This is a genomic window from Halioxenophilus sp. WMMB6, from assembly GCF_033283405.1.
GTDB lineage: Bacteria > Pseudomonadota > Gammaproteobacteria > Pseudomonadales > Cellvibrionaceae > Halioxenophilus.
In genome coordinates this window covers 33,744-49,148 of the sequence record NZ_JAWMQR010000011.1, presented here as the reverse complement: position 1 = coordinate 49,148, position 15,405 = coordinate 33,744, and the positions used below count along the sequence as shown (strand labels likewise).

Sequence of the window (15,405 nt, the reverse complement as noted above, 5' to 3'; positions counted from 1 at the left end):
CCGCAGCACTTTCACACAGTTTACCCAGTCAATTGATACCGGTTTATGGACGACAACACTTTTCTTGATGACCTCATTCTTGCTCACGCCAGCACCACTCCCGACAAAATAGCGATCCGTTTCAACCAGCAGGCGATCAGCTACCGCCAGCTGGCGGAGTGGGTGGATTATCTCGCTGTTCAGCTGGCCGAAGCCGGTGTTAAACCCGGTGATTTTGTTGCTACGGTGGTGCCGGCCTGTGCCGAGATCATCCCCGCACTGCTTGCCTCGATTCGCGTTGGCGCTGTTTATATGCCACTCGATCCACAACACCCCGATCAACAACTGGCAGAGAAATTTGACGACACCCAGTGCCGCGTGGCACTCACCACCCGCGAACTGCAGGTACGTGTAAGCAACTGGTGCACGACGCCATTGGTTATCCAACCACCCAGCCAAGCGGTTCAGTTCCAGCCACCGCAGCGGCGCTTAGAGGCCCCGGCCTGTATCTTTTTTACCTCCGGCACCACCGGCGTGCCCAAAGGGGTTCTCGGCAGCGCCCAGGCGCTACGCGACTCTATTGTCTACCCCAGCCAAGACCTCGGCTTTAGCGCCGACGACACGCTCAACTCCATCGCCCGCTATGCCTGGAGCATCAGCATGCTGGAGATGATGGCTGCACTGGTGCAGGGTGGCACCACGCTGATTCTGGACGCTCGCGAGGCTTTAGATCTGCGCTGGCTGACCAATCAAGCACGGCAATGCACGGCATTCCACTGCCCGCCGGCACTGTTGCGCAGCCTGGCCAATACTCTGGTGCACACCCCATCAGCGGATGGCCCAGTCAACAATTTGCGCTTGGTTTGGTATGGTGGTGACACCTTCCGCCCCAGCGATATCGAAACCCTGCGCAGCGCTTTTCCCGATGCTACTTTAGGCACCGCTTATGGCACCACCGAAATATTCGGCCTCAGCCATATCTACTTCTACCCGGCCACGGGTGAGCCCAAGGTCTTAATCGGTAAGCCGGTGTCGCACATGGGGCAGCTGCTGCTCGACACCGAGGGCAAACCCGTAGGCCCCGGCGAAGAAGGCGAGATCTACATGAGCGGTCCGCGTATCGCCATGGAGTACCGACACAACCCGGAAGCCACCCGCGAGCGCTTTGTTACCATCAATGGCACCCGCTACTTCAAAACCGGAGACTTTGTTGCCATTACCGAATCCGGCGATCTGGAATTTCTGCAGCGGCAGGATACCCAGGTAAAAATTCGCGGCATTCGCATTGAGCTGGGTGAAATTGAACAGGCGCTGCTCAGCCATGAAAAGGTGCGCGAAGCCTGCCTGTTGGCGATTGAAACCGCTGGCGGCGAGCGGGAGCTGCGTGCTTATGTTGCCACCTGGCAACCGATAACCGCCGGCGAGCTGCAAACACATCTACAATCCCGCCTGCCCGACTACATGCAACCCGCCAAGTGGTTTTTCCTAGAGCGGTTACCGGTAACGGAAAACTTCAAAATTGATCGCAAGCAGCTGACGGCAATGGAGCCTGCGCCAACCAGCCAAAGCCAACCAACCGACAGCCATGCCCTGGCAGAGATATGGGCATCACTTTTAGAGGTGCCACCTGGAGATGCGAGCGACAACTTTTTCCAGGTGGGCGGAAACAGCGTGCTGGTAATCCAACTGGTGATGAAAATCAACAAAGAGCTCAAAGCACAGGTGGAGGTGGCCGATATCTATCGCAATGCCACCTACGGCCAGCTTACCAAATTTATCGACGCCAAATTAGCCCCTGCTACCACACCCGCAAATGAGAGTGTGGAAGTTTACGCAACCCAAGGTCAGGTTGGGCTCTTTTTCCGTGAGCTGCTCACCACCAAGGACAGCTCCATCACCTGTACCCGATATTTGCAAAGCGCCAACGGCTTTGAAGACCACCAGGTGCGGGCCGCCATTGCACAGCTGGTCGAGCACTACCCTACCCTGCGCACCAACATCAAGATGAAAAAACCCCATCTTGAGTTGCTGGAGAACCAATACCAGACTGATCAAATACCCATTATCCGGTTGCAGGAGTTGTGGACCTTTCAACCGGGGCAGTCAAATACCCTCCACAAGCAAGCCATCAAATTTAACCTGCAAAAGGGCCCACTGCTTGGCGCTATCATCTTTCCACTTGACGATGGCAGTGAGGTGCTGCAGCTAACCGCCCACCATATCGCCGCTGACGATAACTCGATGGGGCGGCTGGCCGTGGAGTTTGCGCAAATCTACGCCAATAACGAACAGGGGCAGAGCACCTCACTACCGTCCAACATTTTGGATTACAACGAATTCGCCCGCGACCAGTATCGTAAGATAAGCTCCGGCTACTTTAAGGAGCCCGCCAAACTGTTGGCAGAGAAACTGCTGCAACTACTTCCGCAACTGCAATCGCAACCACTGTTCGAGTTTGACCACACCACAGACACACACCCGCTGCTCGGTAAACATACGCTGCCGCAAACCGTAAGCCACCTGCCAATCACGCGCTTTATGGCGGCGTTGACCTACGCCCTGTATCAGCAGTCTGGACGCACTGAATTTGTTTATTGCGTCCATGTGGCCACCCGCAGAGACAGTGAAGAGATGCCCGCCGTGGGCATGTTTGTCAATTTGGTGCCCATCATCACCGGCATCGACCCCAAGGCCACCCACACAGAGCATTTGGCCCGCTCCATTCGCGATTTCGACGAAGCCATGGCGCGCAGCGACCTCATTTACGAAGAGGTGATTGCCTGCGAACCCGCCCTCAAAGCGCTGCGCATGTACCCTTTCGATGCACTGCTGAATGAGATTTTCTACAACGATAAACTGGTCAGTCGCTTTAACAACGTGATTGTCGATACCCTGTTCGGTACCGACCGGAGCAATCTGAATGTCACCGTCTTTCAGGCCAACGAAGATAAAATCTTGCAGTTGGAGAGCCCAAATGGGAAATCAGTGACAGAAATTCACGCAAACTTAAACCGGGAGATAGTTGCCTTTTTGGAACAAATTGTCAGCCTCACGTAGACCCGAAAAAATAGCAGCTACTTAAAGAGGCAAAAAGAATATTAACCTACCCTTATAATAGTTAATCCTTATTAATATTCTCTTAAAACCATGCAGCATAGGTAGCGAGAAGTTAGTTATTAAAAAGATTAACAAGGCTTGAAATATACACATATTGACGTATATTTACATTTCTTTACTCTAAAACCTGTACTAATTAACAACCACAAGTGACAGCATAACGAACAAATAGGCGACAAAAATAAGAGCACTGGATTCTCTTCGAGTCAGCCGCAATTAGCCTCCAAAGTCCACATACAAAATAGTGGTCGGCCAATAGATTAGCCCTACGTCACTTGGCAGAAAGTATGAATAAGCTAGGTGTGATTTAAACCCAGCGATGTACAACAGTAGCCAGACTGTCCATCAGACATACGGATTGTCTGAGACAGAGGTACAGAGTGGCGCACCATTTAAGATAGCAGTTAGGTAGTTGGCGGTAATCGGCATCCAAATCGCCCTGTTATATGCCATCAGCAAGTGCGAAGCAGGTTTATAAGATTCAAGATCAATAAAAACCAAAGAGTGGTTGCACACTCAGCTTGTTTCAGCTGCCAGCTAAGACATGTCGTTTAGCGTAGTATGAGCAGCACACATTACAGTTAATGTCTTAACAGACAACATGGAGGTTTTAAGGGTGGCCAGTCAATCATATCCAGTGGCGATTCAAGGTATCTCATTCCTCGAATTCTCCGGCAGCAAACCCCACTTGTTGGACACTCTGTTCCGCAAAATGGGCTTCTTCGTCTACCCCAAAGGCGATAAAACGCTATACAACATCAACGAAGTCTTTTTCATATCCAACCCAAGTTTCGGCGGCACCGCGGAGAACTTTCGCAAGCAACATATTCGCGGGGCCAGCGCCATGGGTTTCAAGGTTAAGGACTCAATGGCTGCTTATGCACAAGCACTGCGGCTAGGTGCTCAGCCAGTTAACAACCCCGATTTATCCATCCCGGCCATTAAGGGTGTTGGCGCCTCGATTATCTATCTGGTGGATGAAGAGCATGAAGCCAAACTCTTTGCCAGCTTCGACTTTGATAAAGATCTCCATCAAAAGTCGAGCAACAGCATTCTTGCCATCGACCATCTCACTCACAACCTGCGGATTGGTGGCATCAATCGCGTTAAAGGTTTCTACGAGAAGGTGTTCGGTTTTGTCTCAACCCGCAACTTTGATATTGATGGCAAGGCGACCGGCCTAGTCAGCGAAGTCATCCGGAGCCCGGATGGTTCGGTAACCATTCCTTTGAATGAATCCAAGGACGAAATGTCACAAATTGCCGAGTTTGTGCGTGAATACAATGGTGAAGGTATTCAGCACATAGCCCTACTCAGTGACAACATCTTTAATACGGTTGGCCAGTTGGAGAGCAACGGCATCCCCTTCCAGGATACCCCAGACACCTACTACGAAATGATCGACAGCCGCCTTCCCGGCCACGGCCAGGACGTTGCCGCGCTACAAAATCAGAGAATTCTTATCGATGGTGGTGAGGCGCAGGGGGGCGGTTACCTGCTACAAATCTTCACACAAAACAGCATCGGGCCTATTTTCTTTGAATTTATCCAACGAATTGGCAACGACGGTTTTGGCGAAGGCAATTTTCAAGCCCTGTTCGAATCAATCGAACTGGACCAGATACGCCGGGGAAAATTAGTTTAGTCTCAGCACGATTTTCAAGGAGCTAGGCAGGTATATCACCTGCCCTATTGCATTTTCCATCCCGGTGAAGAGTCCGACTTGATGTATGCATCCAATAGTAGTGGCAGCGTTGGTAACAGCGTCCAGAATCGAACCGCTAGAGTCCACCCCGCAGAACAGCCGGTGGAGACATCAGTTCAGCCTAACCCAATCACATTGTTTGAGCAGACTGCACTCAAGCAGGGGGATTCTGTAGCCGTAACCTACGGCGAAACCAGTACCAGTTACAAAACGCTGAACAACCAAGCGAATCGGCTGGCTAAAACCCTACTGGCCCAAGATTGCCGCGGCAAAGTTTGCATCTTATTTGTAAAGCCCAATGTCGATATGGTGATCAGCCTGTTGGGCATAATGAAAGCTGGGGCAATTTATACCCCTGTGGACCCGGATTTTCCCGCCGGCCGCATTCAGTACCTGCTGGAAAAACTCGACCCTGCCATCATTCTGACAGACTCGAATAACCTGGCGCTCTTACCCGAGGAGTTCCGCGACCGGGCCGCCTTTATCTCCGAGTCACTGACATCAACCGATTCAGATGCCGAGCCAGAAAATCCAGATGCTCCACTTAACAACAGCGATCCGGCCTACATCTTTTTTACCTCCGGCACCACCGGCAACCCCAAGGGCGTAGTTGGCAGCTGTGGCAACCTTAAGCATTACGTTGCCTCCGCCATTTACGAATTGGGCCTCAACAACCGAACCCGGCTGATTTCTGTTGCCAAATTCACCTTCAGTATCAACTTATTGGAACTGCTTGTACCACTCTGTGTTGGCGGCCATATCACGCTGTTGTCGCGCAGCGAAGTACTGGATCCCAACAAATTGATTCAAACCATCAAAGGGGCGAACACCTTTCACTTCACCCCCAACCTGCTACGGACCCTGTTCCGTGAGTTTAAACAGCGAGATCTCTCGGCCAAAGATTTCGAACATATTATTCACGTCTCCAGTGGCGGTGATTTAATTCCTGTGGAGGTGGTAAACGAGATCGGCAACTACTTCCCCAATGCGGAGGTGTTCACGGTCTACGGCTGCAGCGAAGTGGCCGTAATGGGCTGCCGTTACCCCGTGCTTGCCCCCAAAACATTACCACAAACCGTGGTGGGCACCCCCTTCGCCGGGGCTGATATGCGTATCCTGGACGAAAATCTCAACCCTGTTGCCGCCAACGACAAAGGCGAGATCTACTTCTCCGGCAATGGCATCACCCTCGGTTATTGGCAGGATGAAAAGCAAACCGCCGAGCGGTACAAAATCATTGATGGCGAACGCTGGTACGGTACCGGCGATATTGGCCGACTGGACCCCAGCGGCAATTTACAGATCCTCGGTCGCGAAGATTTTCAGATCAACATTAATGGCATCCGCATTGAGCTGGCTGAAATTGAAGCGCAACTACGCAAAGCCCCCCACATCACCGATGCCGTCACCATGAGCTTCAAAGACGACTCAGGTACACACCGCATATACGGCTTTTTAGTGGGAGAATTTAATGCCGGGCAGGTAGCGGAAATTCGCCAATACCTGACCACCCAAATGCCTGACTATATGCAGCCAGTGGGTTTTGTCAGCATCGACAAGCTGCCCCTCAACCACAATCTGAAAGTGGATCGCAAAGCCCTTGCCGCGCCCACGCAAAGTCAGCTGATTCGTGAAGAGGAGTTTGTTGCTGCCGAATCTGATATTGAGGCCACCCTGTTGCAACTTTGGCAGGAGGCGCTCGAATCAACAGAGATCGGTGTGAACGATAACTTTTTCAATCTCGGCGGGGATTCCATCCGGGCTGCAACTCTGGTCTCCAGAATACAAAAAGAGTTGAATGTTACTCTGCCAATTCAGGCCTTTTTACAACGCCCAACCATTCGCTCTCTTGCCGAGCTGCTCGCCAATGCCGACCAGGCACTCAAGCTCAGTAATGTGTTTATGCTGAAAGGGGGCAGTGCACTACCCCTGTTCTGCTTCTACGGTGTACTGCTCTACCGTGAACTGGCACAAGCCCTACCCGATTACACACCGGTGTTTGGTGTCTTTCTCCAGGAAGAGGTGGAGTTGCTGGCGACCGGCGACCTCAACGTAGTCCTCAAGACGCTGGCTGACGTACAAACCATCGCCCAAAAATACCTGGTGGAAGTGCGCTCCATACAACCGAAAGGGCCCTACTATCTGTGCGGGGAATCCTTTGGTGGCATGGTCGCTTTAGAGGCGGCACGCATATTAATGGCGGAAGGGGAAGAGGTGAAGTTTATCGGCATGTTCGATACCTGGACACCGAACTACGGGCACAAATCGATATTGCACCAACTGGTCTCTATCGGCCGTACTGCCATTCTCCGGCCCGACCTATTGATAAAAAAGGTCTACTCGAAAATCGATAGGAAGGGAGTGCCGCCAGAGGCTGGCATTGACGCTAACAATAACGGTGACGATATCGCCGCCAAGGCACGTCGAATTATCATTCGGCGTTACGTGCCTGACCCCTTCCACGAACCCGTTGTTCTCTATCGAGCCAAGGACCGCTCGCCACTGGAGCCGATTGGCAAGGACCTAGGCTGGCGCCGATTCCTCTCCAATCTGAAGATCAAAACGACCCCGGGCAACCACCTGGGAATTTTAAAGCAGCCCAACGTGCAGACACTGGCCAATGATCTGGCGACCTACCTGCCCAAAGACAACCCTCATATTCCCAACTAGCCGAGAGGCGCCCAAGTAAGCCGGTAAGGGGCAGTGCTGGCCGGAGAGCCACCACCGCCTGACACCGGCTTAAACCGCCAACAGCGGTCAGATACTCAATACCTTCTCACCACGCGAGATACCCGAAACACCACTGCGTACCACCTCCATCACCGAAGACTCACCAATCGCCTGTACGAAAGCGTCTAGCTTGTCACTGGTTCCGGTCAGTTGCACGATGTAGGCGTTGGGCGTCACATCCACCACCTGGCCACGGAAAATATCAACACTGCGCTTGATCTCATCGCGCTGACTGCCGGTAGCGCGAATCTTAATGAGCATCAGCTCGCGCTCAATGTGCGCGCCTTCACTCAGATCCACCAGCTTCACCACATCAATCAGCTTATTGAGGTGTTTGGTGATCTGCTCGATTTTGTGATCGTCACCAATGGTGGTTAAGGTCAACCGCGACAGGGTTGGGTCTTCCGTGGGCGCCACCGTTAAGGTCTCGATGTTGTAACCGCGCTGGGAGAAGAGGCCAACCACCCGCGACAAAGCTCCAGGCGCGTTCTCCATGAGGATCGAAATAATTCTTCGCATGCTTAGGTTCGCTCCGTCTTGCTTAACAACATATCGCGCATGGAACCATTGGGTGCCACCAGCATGGGGTAAACGTGTTCAGTGGGATCAACGGCGATATCCATAAATACCACCCGATCTTTCATGGCAAAACACTCACGCATTTTGCTTTCCAGCTCTTCCCGCTTGCTCACACGCATGCCCACGTGGCCATAGGCGTCCATCAACTTCACAAAGTCAGGCAGCGACTCTTCATACAGGCTCTCGGAGTAGCGGCCGCTGTACTGCATGTCCTGCCACTGCTTCACCATGCCCAAGGCCTGGTTGTTGAGGCAGATAATTTTCACTGGCAGATGGTATTGGCGCAGAGTGGAGAGCTCCTGAATACACATCTGGATACTACCTTCACCGGTGATACAGACCACACAGGCATCGCGCTCGGCCAACTGCACCCCCATCGCGGCGGGCAGGCCAAAGCCCATGGTGCCCAGACCGCCGGAATTAACCCAGCGCCGGGGTTTATCAAACAGGTAGTACTGGGCGGCAAACATCTGGTGCTGACCTACATCGGAACAGATATAGGCGTCGCCGCCGGTGACCTTGTGCAGCATCTGCACAACTTCCTGGGGCTTTAACACCTCACCGCTGCTATCGAAGCGGTTGGCGGAATAGAGGCCGTGACGCTCACGCCACACCTCAATCTGTGCCCACCACTCCTCAATGGCCTTGGTGTTGGTCTGAGCATCGGCCGCTGAGACCAGCGCCAGCATCTCAGACAACACACTATCGACGGCACCCACGATGGGGACATCCACCGGGATGGTTTTGGCGATAGAGGCCGGGTCGACATCGACGTGAATAATCTTTGCGTGCGGGCAAAATTTATTGGGGGTATTGGTTACCCGATCATCAAAACGGGCACCCAACGCCAGAATCACATCGCTGTGATGCATAGCGGTGTTGGCCTCGAAGGTGCCGTGCATACCCAACATACCCAGGAACTGACGGTCGGTGCCGGGGTAGGCGCCCAGCCCCATCAGGGTGTTGGTCACTGGAAAATTAAGCTTTTGCGCCAACTCGGTCAGCAGTTCACTGGCGTTGCCCTGTACCACACCACCACCGGCGTAGATAACCGGGCGCTTGGCCTCCAACAACAGCTGCACCGCCTTTTTGATCTGGCCGGTGTGGCCGCGCTCGGCCGGGTTGTAGGAGCGGATTTTGACCGACTGTGGAAAATCGTAGGGGTATTTCTGTGCCGGGTCGGTCATATCCTTGGGAATATCAACCACCACCGGTCCCGGTCGGCCGGTAGCCGCCAGGTAGTACGCCTTGCGAATGACCGTTGGGATCTCAACCGGGTCGGTGATAACAAAGCTGTGTTTAACAATCGGACGGGAGACGCCGATCATATCGGTCTCCTGGAAGGCATCCTCACCAATTTTGCTGGATACCACCTGGGCCGAGAGCACCACCATGGGAATCGAATCCATGTAGGCGGTGGCAATACCGGTAATGGTGTTGGTGGCACCAGGGCCAGAAGTCACCAGCACCGTACCCACCTTGCCGGTTGCTCGTGTATAGCCGTCGGCGGCATGGGCAGCGGCCTGCTCATGTCGCACGAGAATGTGTTGTACATCTTTTTGCTGAAAAATTGCGTCGTATATATGAAGGGCCGCCCCGCCTGGGTAGCCGAAAACATGCTCTACGCCCTGATCCCGCAGGGCTCGAACGAGCAATTCTCCACCGGAAAGCATTTCCACGGTTGAATACCCCTTTACAAATTGGGAGTTGAATTTAGTGCGCTTTTGAAAGCAGCAAAGGCTGAGAATTCCCACTGGGACTCAGCCAAGGTATCAGTAAGTGTAAATAGTTTGCGGGAGTTCGCCCGCGACCATAGGCTTTTAGCCAAGTGTTGCAGATAGCCTGTGCCGATAACACAGCTGTCCGCTGGAGGATGGTGAGGTGGGATTTTGACCCACCCGGGGTAGGCTGGGTCGAGGGTGGGTTGACTTGACCTACGCGCCATCTTGGGAACCGGCAATTGTGGTGAAATATTCGTCAATGTCAAGTATTCCGGGGGCAAACTACAACCAACGCACATTTCAACGAACGACTCGGTACTCAACTTGTCAATGAGCAGCTATAGTTAAAGGCACATTTTCATTACCTTTTGATCATTTCAACTGCATTCCCTTTTGATCATTCCAGCCCAAGGCCGAAGAATAAATGTTTGGTAACCGTACATCCCGATTGCTTGCAAGCTTAGCCGCTCTATCATTCACTGCCATGGTTCATGCCGGCCCCATTCTCTACAAATGGCAGGATGACAAAGGCATAGTCCACTACTCCGAGCACCCACCAGTGGGGGTTACCAACTTCGAGCGTGTACGCAGCGAAGTGACCCCGGGCAATTCACCGGTGGACTATCAGACTGAGTCTCCCGAGCAGAGCAAGAAAGATGAGGCCAGCGAGCCGGAACAACCCCAGATTGACCAGGCGCGCTGCGACAACGCCCGCAAAAACCTGGAAGCCCTCAACAGCTTTGCCCGCATTCGGATCACCGAGCCCGATGGTAAAGTCCGTTTCCTGAGCGAATCCGAAGTGGCTGAGCGCAAGGTGGAGTTCAAAAACATCCTCGATCAGGAGTGCGTGGAGTAATCTGCGCACACCGCCTAGCAATTACCGCACACCTCGCAACGCAAAACGCCTCGGCAAAACCGAGGCGTTTTTGTTTGGCTTAGTTAAACTGTATCAACGATAACGCAACTCAGCTCCTATCGAAGACCACCTTCTGTTCGCCATCCAAGCCCACCACAATGGTGTCACCCGGGCTGAAATCACCCGCCAGCACACGCTGCGCCAGCGGGTTCTCCAGCAGTTGCTGAATAGCCCGTTTTAGCGGCCGTGCACCGTACACCGGGTCAAAGCCGGCTTCGCCGAGCTTATCCAGCACCGCATCGCTCAACTGCAGGTGCAGGTCGCGGTCCGCCAGGCGGTCGCGCAGGCGTTGCAGTTGGATGGTGGCGATACCGCGAATCTGATCTTTGGAGAGTGGGTCAAACACCACCACCTCATCGATACGGTTGATGAATTCAGGCCGGAAGTGGCCACCCACTACATCCAACACAGCGTTTTTGATCGCCTCCTGCTCGCTGCCCAGTTTGGTCAGCTCCTGAATCACATCCGAGCCCAGGTTGGAGGTCATAATCACCACGGTGTTGCGGAAATCGACCGTGCGCCCCTGACCATCGGTCAGGCGGCCATCTTCCAGTACCTGGAGCAGTACGTTGAAGACATCCGGATGAGCCTTCTCCACCTCGTCCAGCAACAGCACCGAGTAGGGCTTGCGGCGGACGGCTTCGGTCAGATAACCACCCTCTTCGTAGCCAACATAGCCCGGAGGAGCGCCAATCAGTCGGGCTACGGAGTGCTTCTCCATAAACTCCGACATATCGATGCGCACCATGGCGTCTTCGGTGTCGAACAGAAACTCAGCCAAGGCTTTACAGAGCTCGGTTTTGCCCACCCCGGTTGGGCCCAGGAACAAAAATGAACCGTTGGGACGATTGGGGTCGGCAAGACCGGCCCGGGAACGGCGCACGGCGTTGGCTACCGCCTCCACCGCCTGCCCCTGGCCAATCACCCGGGAGTGCAGCCCCTCTTCCATACGCAGCAGTTTTTCACGCTCGCCTTCGAGCATTTTCGAGACTGGAATGCCGGTCCACTTGGAGACCACCTCGGCGATCTCTTCGTCGGTGACCTTGTTGCGCAACAGGGTCATGTCCTGCATCTCAACCTGGGCGGCCATATCGAGCTGTTTTTCCAGCTCCGGAATAATGCCGTACTGCAACTCTGACATGCGCCCCAGGTCGCCGGCACGACGGGCGGCTTCCAGATCCATACGCGCCTGTTCCAGGGTGCTTTTAATCTCCTGGGAGCCGTGCAACGCGGCCTTCTCGGCGCGCCAGATCTCCTCCAGATCGGCGTATTCGCGCTCGGCCAGGGCAATATCATCATCGATTTTAGAGAGCCGTTTTTTGGAGGCTTCATCCTCGTCTTTCTTCACTGCCTCGCGTTCAATCTTCAACTGCACCAGGCGGCGCTCCAGGCGATCCATGGATTCCGGTTTGGAGTCGATCTCCATACGAATGCGGCTGGCAGCCTCATCGATCAGGTCGATGGCTTTATCGGGTAACTGGCGATCGGTGATGTAACGCTGGCCGAGCTTCACTGCGGCAACGATGGCCGGGTCGGTGATATCGACCCCGTGGTGCACCTCGTAGCGCTCCTTCAGGCCACGCAGAATAGCGACGGTGTCCTCTTCGGAGGGTTCATCCACCAAAACTTTCTGGAAGCGGCGCTCCAGGGCGGCATCTTTCTCGATGTACTGGCGATACTCATCCAGCGTGGTGGCACCCACACAGTGCAGTTCACCCCGGGCCAGAGCCGGCTTCAACATATTACCGGCATCCATCGCCCCTTCGGCTTTACCGGCGCCGACCATGGTGTGAATCTCGTCAATAAACAGAATCACCCGCCCCTCTTCTTTGCCCAGTTCATTCAGCACGGACTTGAGGCGCTCCTCAAACTCACCGCGAAACTTGGCGCCGGCCAACAGGGCACCGAGGTCCAGCGACAGCAGCCGCTTGTTTTTTAACCCTTCGGGCACCTCGCCATTAATGATGCGTTGAGCCAAACCTTCAACAATGGCGGTTTTACCCACACCCGGCTCACCAATTAACACCGGGTTGTTTTTGGTACGGCGCTGCAACACCTGAATCGTTCGGCGGATCTCATCGTCGCGGCCTATTACCGGGTCCAGCTTGCCGGCTTCGGCACGGGCGGTTAGGTCGATGGTGAATTTATCCAGTGCCTGGCGATTGCCCTCGGCGTCGGGGTTATCGACGGTTTCACCGCCACGCACCTTGTCGATCGCATCTTTCAATCGTTGGGCATTACCGAAATCTTTCAGCAGCTTACCCAGGGAGCTGTTGCCATCCTCCAGGGAGGCGATCAGCAGGGATTCGCTGGAGATAAACTTGTCACCGGCCTTCTGTGCCTGTTTGTCGGCCAGATTGAATAGCCGCACCAGCTCCTGCGACATGTGCACTTCGCCGGTGGGGCTCTGTACCCGGGCACAACCCTCCAAGACCTTGGCCAGGCCATTGCGCAGGCCATTGACGTCAAAACCGGCCTGGGATAGCAGCGGACGCACTGCGCCACCCTGTTGATCGAGCATGGCCAGCAGCACGTGGGCCGGTTCAATTTGATTGTGGTCGCGGCCAATCGCCAATGATTGAGCGTCGGCCAGCGCGTTTTGCAGTTGATTGGTTAAACGGTCGATTCGCATGTGTACCCTCTCGTTGGTCCCACAGGGCTTCTAACGCCCATTTCTATTGGCTTTTTATGTTGGGGATACCACTGGAAATACAAGCGGTTGAATTGGGAAATTTTGACCCAAAGCAATTTTGCTTTTAGTTCAATTAGGGCTGCAACCAGATGACGCTGGCCTGGCGGCCGGTGACCTGATCCCGGCGATAGGAGTAGAAACGCTCATCACCATAGCTGCACCAGTGGCCGCCATAGATCTGCTCAACACCCAGCCGTCGCAACTGAGCCCGAGCGACAGCGTAAAGATCAACGTAAAAGTGCAAGGGCCGCTCTCCGGGCCGGGTGGCACTGGCAAAAGCGGACAACTCTTCGGCCGATTGCGCACTGGCCATCAGTGCCTCAAGCACTTCCACCCCCACCTCAAAATAGTGTTGGCTGATAGCCGGCCCCAAATAGGCCAGTAACTGGCCCGGAGCAACGGCCATGGCAGCGACGGTCTCGGGCAGAATACCGCCCACCAGTCCGCGCCAACCGGCATGAGCCGCAGCCACCACGCTCGCCTGCCGGTCACAAAAGAGCACCGGCAGGCAATCGGCGGTCAGCACCGCGCAAGCCAACCCTGGGGTGCGGGTAAGGCAGGCATCGGCGGTAATCACCAGGCCATCCTCTTCCGCCTCCACCACCCGCTCACCGTGTACCTGGCAGAGCCACTGTACCGGCACGCCGGCCATCTGGTCAGACAGAAGCTGGCGGTTGGCAACTACCGCACTGGGGTCGTCTTGAACATGGTCAGCCAAATTAAAACTGGCGTAGGGGCCGACGCTCACCCCGCCTTGGCGGGTCGTCTGCAGGGCGCAAACACCCTTCGGCGCGGGCCACTCGAGGCTGATAAAAGAGGGGGCTAAACCCGCTTCACTCACCACCGCCCGCCTCCTCCACCCGCAACAGGGCCAGCAGGTCGGCCATATCCTTGGGCAGTGGTACCTGCCAGGAGATAGCCTCGCCGCTCACTGGGTGAATCAAGCCCAGGGCGGTGGCGTGCAGTGCCTGCCGGGGAAAACGTTTCAGTGCGGCGATCAATGGCTCACTGGCCGCCGGTGGAATTTTAAAACGACCAGCGTAGGTGCTGTCGCCCACCAGGGGGTGGCGCAGGTGGGCCATGTGTACCCGAATTTGATGCGTGCGTCCGGTTTCAAGCTTCACCTCCAACAGGGTGTGGTTGCTGAAGCGCGCCTTAACCCGGTAGTGAGTAATTGCTTGCTTACCTCCTTGGACGACGGCCATCTTAGTGCGCTGGCCAGGGTGGCGATCAATCGGGGCATCGACGGTGCCGCCGCCGGTGAGGCCGCCAATCACCAACGCCAGATAGGTGCGGCTCACCGTGCGCGCCTGCAGCTGGGCCACCAAGTCGGTTACCGCCGTCGGAGTTTTGCCGACCACCATCAGACCGGTGGTGTCTTTATCGAGCCTGTGCACAATACCCGCCCGCGGCAGCTTGGCCAGCTCCGGCAGGTGCGCCAGCAGGGCATTGAGCAGGGTGCCATCACGATTGCCAGCGGCCGGGTGCACCACCAATCCAGCCGGCTTGTTGATCACCATGAGGGCGTCGTCCTCATAGACGATATCCAGGGGAATCGCCTCGGGCTGCCAGTCGCCTTGCGCCTCAAGTTCGGCGTCGAGCAACAGAAATTCACCGCCAATCAGTTTGTCTTTGGTTTTGGCTGGGCGCCGATTAACCGTCAACTGGCCGCCTTTAATCCACTGCTGTAGCTGTGAGCGGGAATAATCAGGAAACAATTGCGCGGCTGCCTGGTCCAACCGGGAGCCTCTGAGCGCCACCGGGACCGTGGTTTCAATATGAATATTGGATATAGACACTAACAACCCACCACTCGCGGGGCAAAGGAGAAGAACAGAGGCGCAATTATGCACCATGCAAGGCTTTGGCGCTTCTCAACTCTGTGATTAAATAGGCGCCCATTCGAACTGAACGCTGGCGGCGCGGGCTTAACCCGACTGCCAAGGAAACATTTACTTGTGTGGGC

Annotated in this window: 9 protein-coding genes; 4 read left to right on the top strand and 5 right to left on the bottom strand. The window is 54.9% G+C overall.

Features of this window, described 5'->3' with window-relative positions:
• Positions 1-45: 45 nt before the first annotated feature.
• From SBL51_RS20485 to SBL51_RS20475, 3 genes are all read left to right on the top strand, one after another.
• Entirely contained in the window at positions 46-3,036 is a 2,991-nt protein-coding gene (locus tag SBL51_RS20485; RefSeq protein WP_317933017.1) for a non-ribosomal peptide synthetase, read from the top strand.
• A 676-nt stretch (positions 3,037-3,712) separates the two neighbouring features.
• Complete coding sequence (hppD, locus tag SBL51_RS20480) at positions 3,713-4,741, top strand: 4-hydroxyphenylpyruvate dioxygenase (protein ID WP_317933016.1); 1,029 nt, start codon at positions 3,713-3,715, stop codon at positions 4,739-4,741.
• A gap of 81 nt (positions 4,742-4,822) precedes the next feature.
• Positions 4,823-7,471, top strand: a complete 2,649-nt coding sequence (locus SBL51_RS20475; protein ID WP_317933015.1) for an AMP-binding protein — start codon at positions 4,823-4,825, stop codon at positions 7,469-7,471.
• A gap of 87 nt (positions 7,472-7,558) precedes the next feature.
• Here the strand turns inward: SBL51_RS20475 and ilvN are convergent, their stop codons facing one another.
• Both ilvN and SBL51_RS20465 read right to left on the bottom strand, forming a co-directional pair.
• Positions 7,559-8,050 carry an acetolactate synthase small subunit gene (gene ilvN / locus SBL51_RS20470; protein ID WP_317933014.1) on the bottom strand — a complete coding sequence of 164 codons (492 nt, stop codon included), beginning with the start codon at positions 8,048-8,050 and terminating at the stop codon, positions 7,559-7,561.
• A 2-nt stretch (positions 8,051-8,052) separates the two neighbouring features.
• Positions 8,053-9,789 carry an acetolactate synthase 3 large subunit gene (locus SBL51_RS20465; RefSeq protein ID WP_317933013.1) on the bottom strand — a complete coding sequence of 579 codons (1,737 nt, stop codon included), beginning with the start codon at positions 9,787-9,789 and terminating at the stop codon, positions 8,053-8,055.
• Positions 9,790-10,255: 466 nt separating this feature from the next.
• On the opposite strand from SBL51_RS20465, the gene SBL51_RS20460 reads away from it, so the two are divergent.
• Positions 10,256-10,687 (top strand): DUF4124 domain-containing protein, encoded by a 432-nt coding sequence (locus SBL51_RS20460; protein WP_317933012.1) that lies wholly within the window; start codon positions 10,256-10,258, stop codon positions 10,685-10,687.
• Positions 10,688-10,796: 109 nt separating this feature from the next.
• Here SBL51_RS20460 and clpB read toward each other — a convergent pair whose 3' ends face one another.
• The 3 genes from clpB to rluD all read right to left on the bottom strand — a co-directional run bounded on the left by clpB (position 10,797) and on the right by rluD (position 15,244).
• Positions 10,797-13,379 (bottom strand): ATP-dependent chaperone ClpB, encoded by a 2,583-nt coding sequence (gene clpB, locus SBL51_RS20455; protein ID WP_317933011.1) that lies wholly within the window; start codon positions 13,377-13,379, stop codon positions 10,797-10,799.
• Positions 13,380-13,512: 133 nt separating this feature from the next.
• Entirely contained in the window at positions 13,513-14,280 is a 768-nt protein-coding gene (gene pgeF / locus SBL51_RS20450) for a peptidoglycan editing factor PgeF (RefSeq protein ID WP_317933010.1), read from the bottom strand.
• A complete protein-coding gene (gene rluD / locus SBL51_RS20445; RefSeq protein ID WP_411860507.1) occupies positions 14,273-15,244 on the bottom strand; it encodes a 23S rRNA pseudouridine(1911/1915/1917) synthase RluD in 972 nt (323 codons plus the stop codon). Before rluD ends, pgeF begins: the two co-directional genes overlap by 8 nt.
• Positions 15,245-15,405 lie beyond the last annotated feature (161 nt).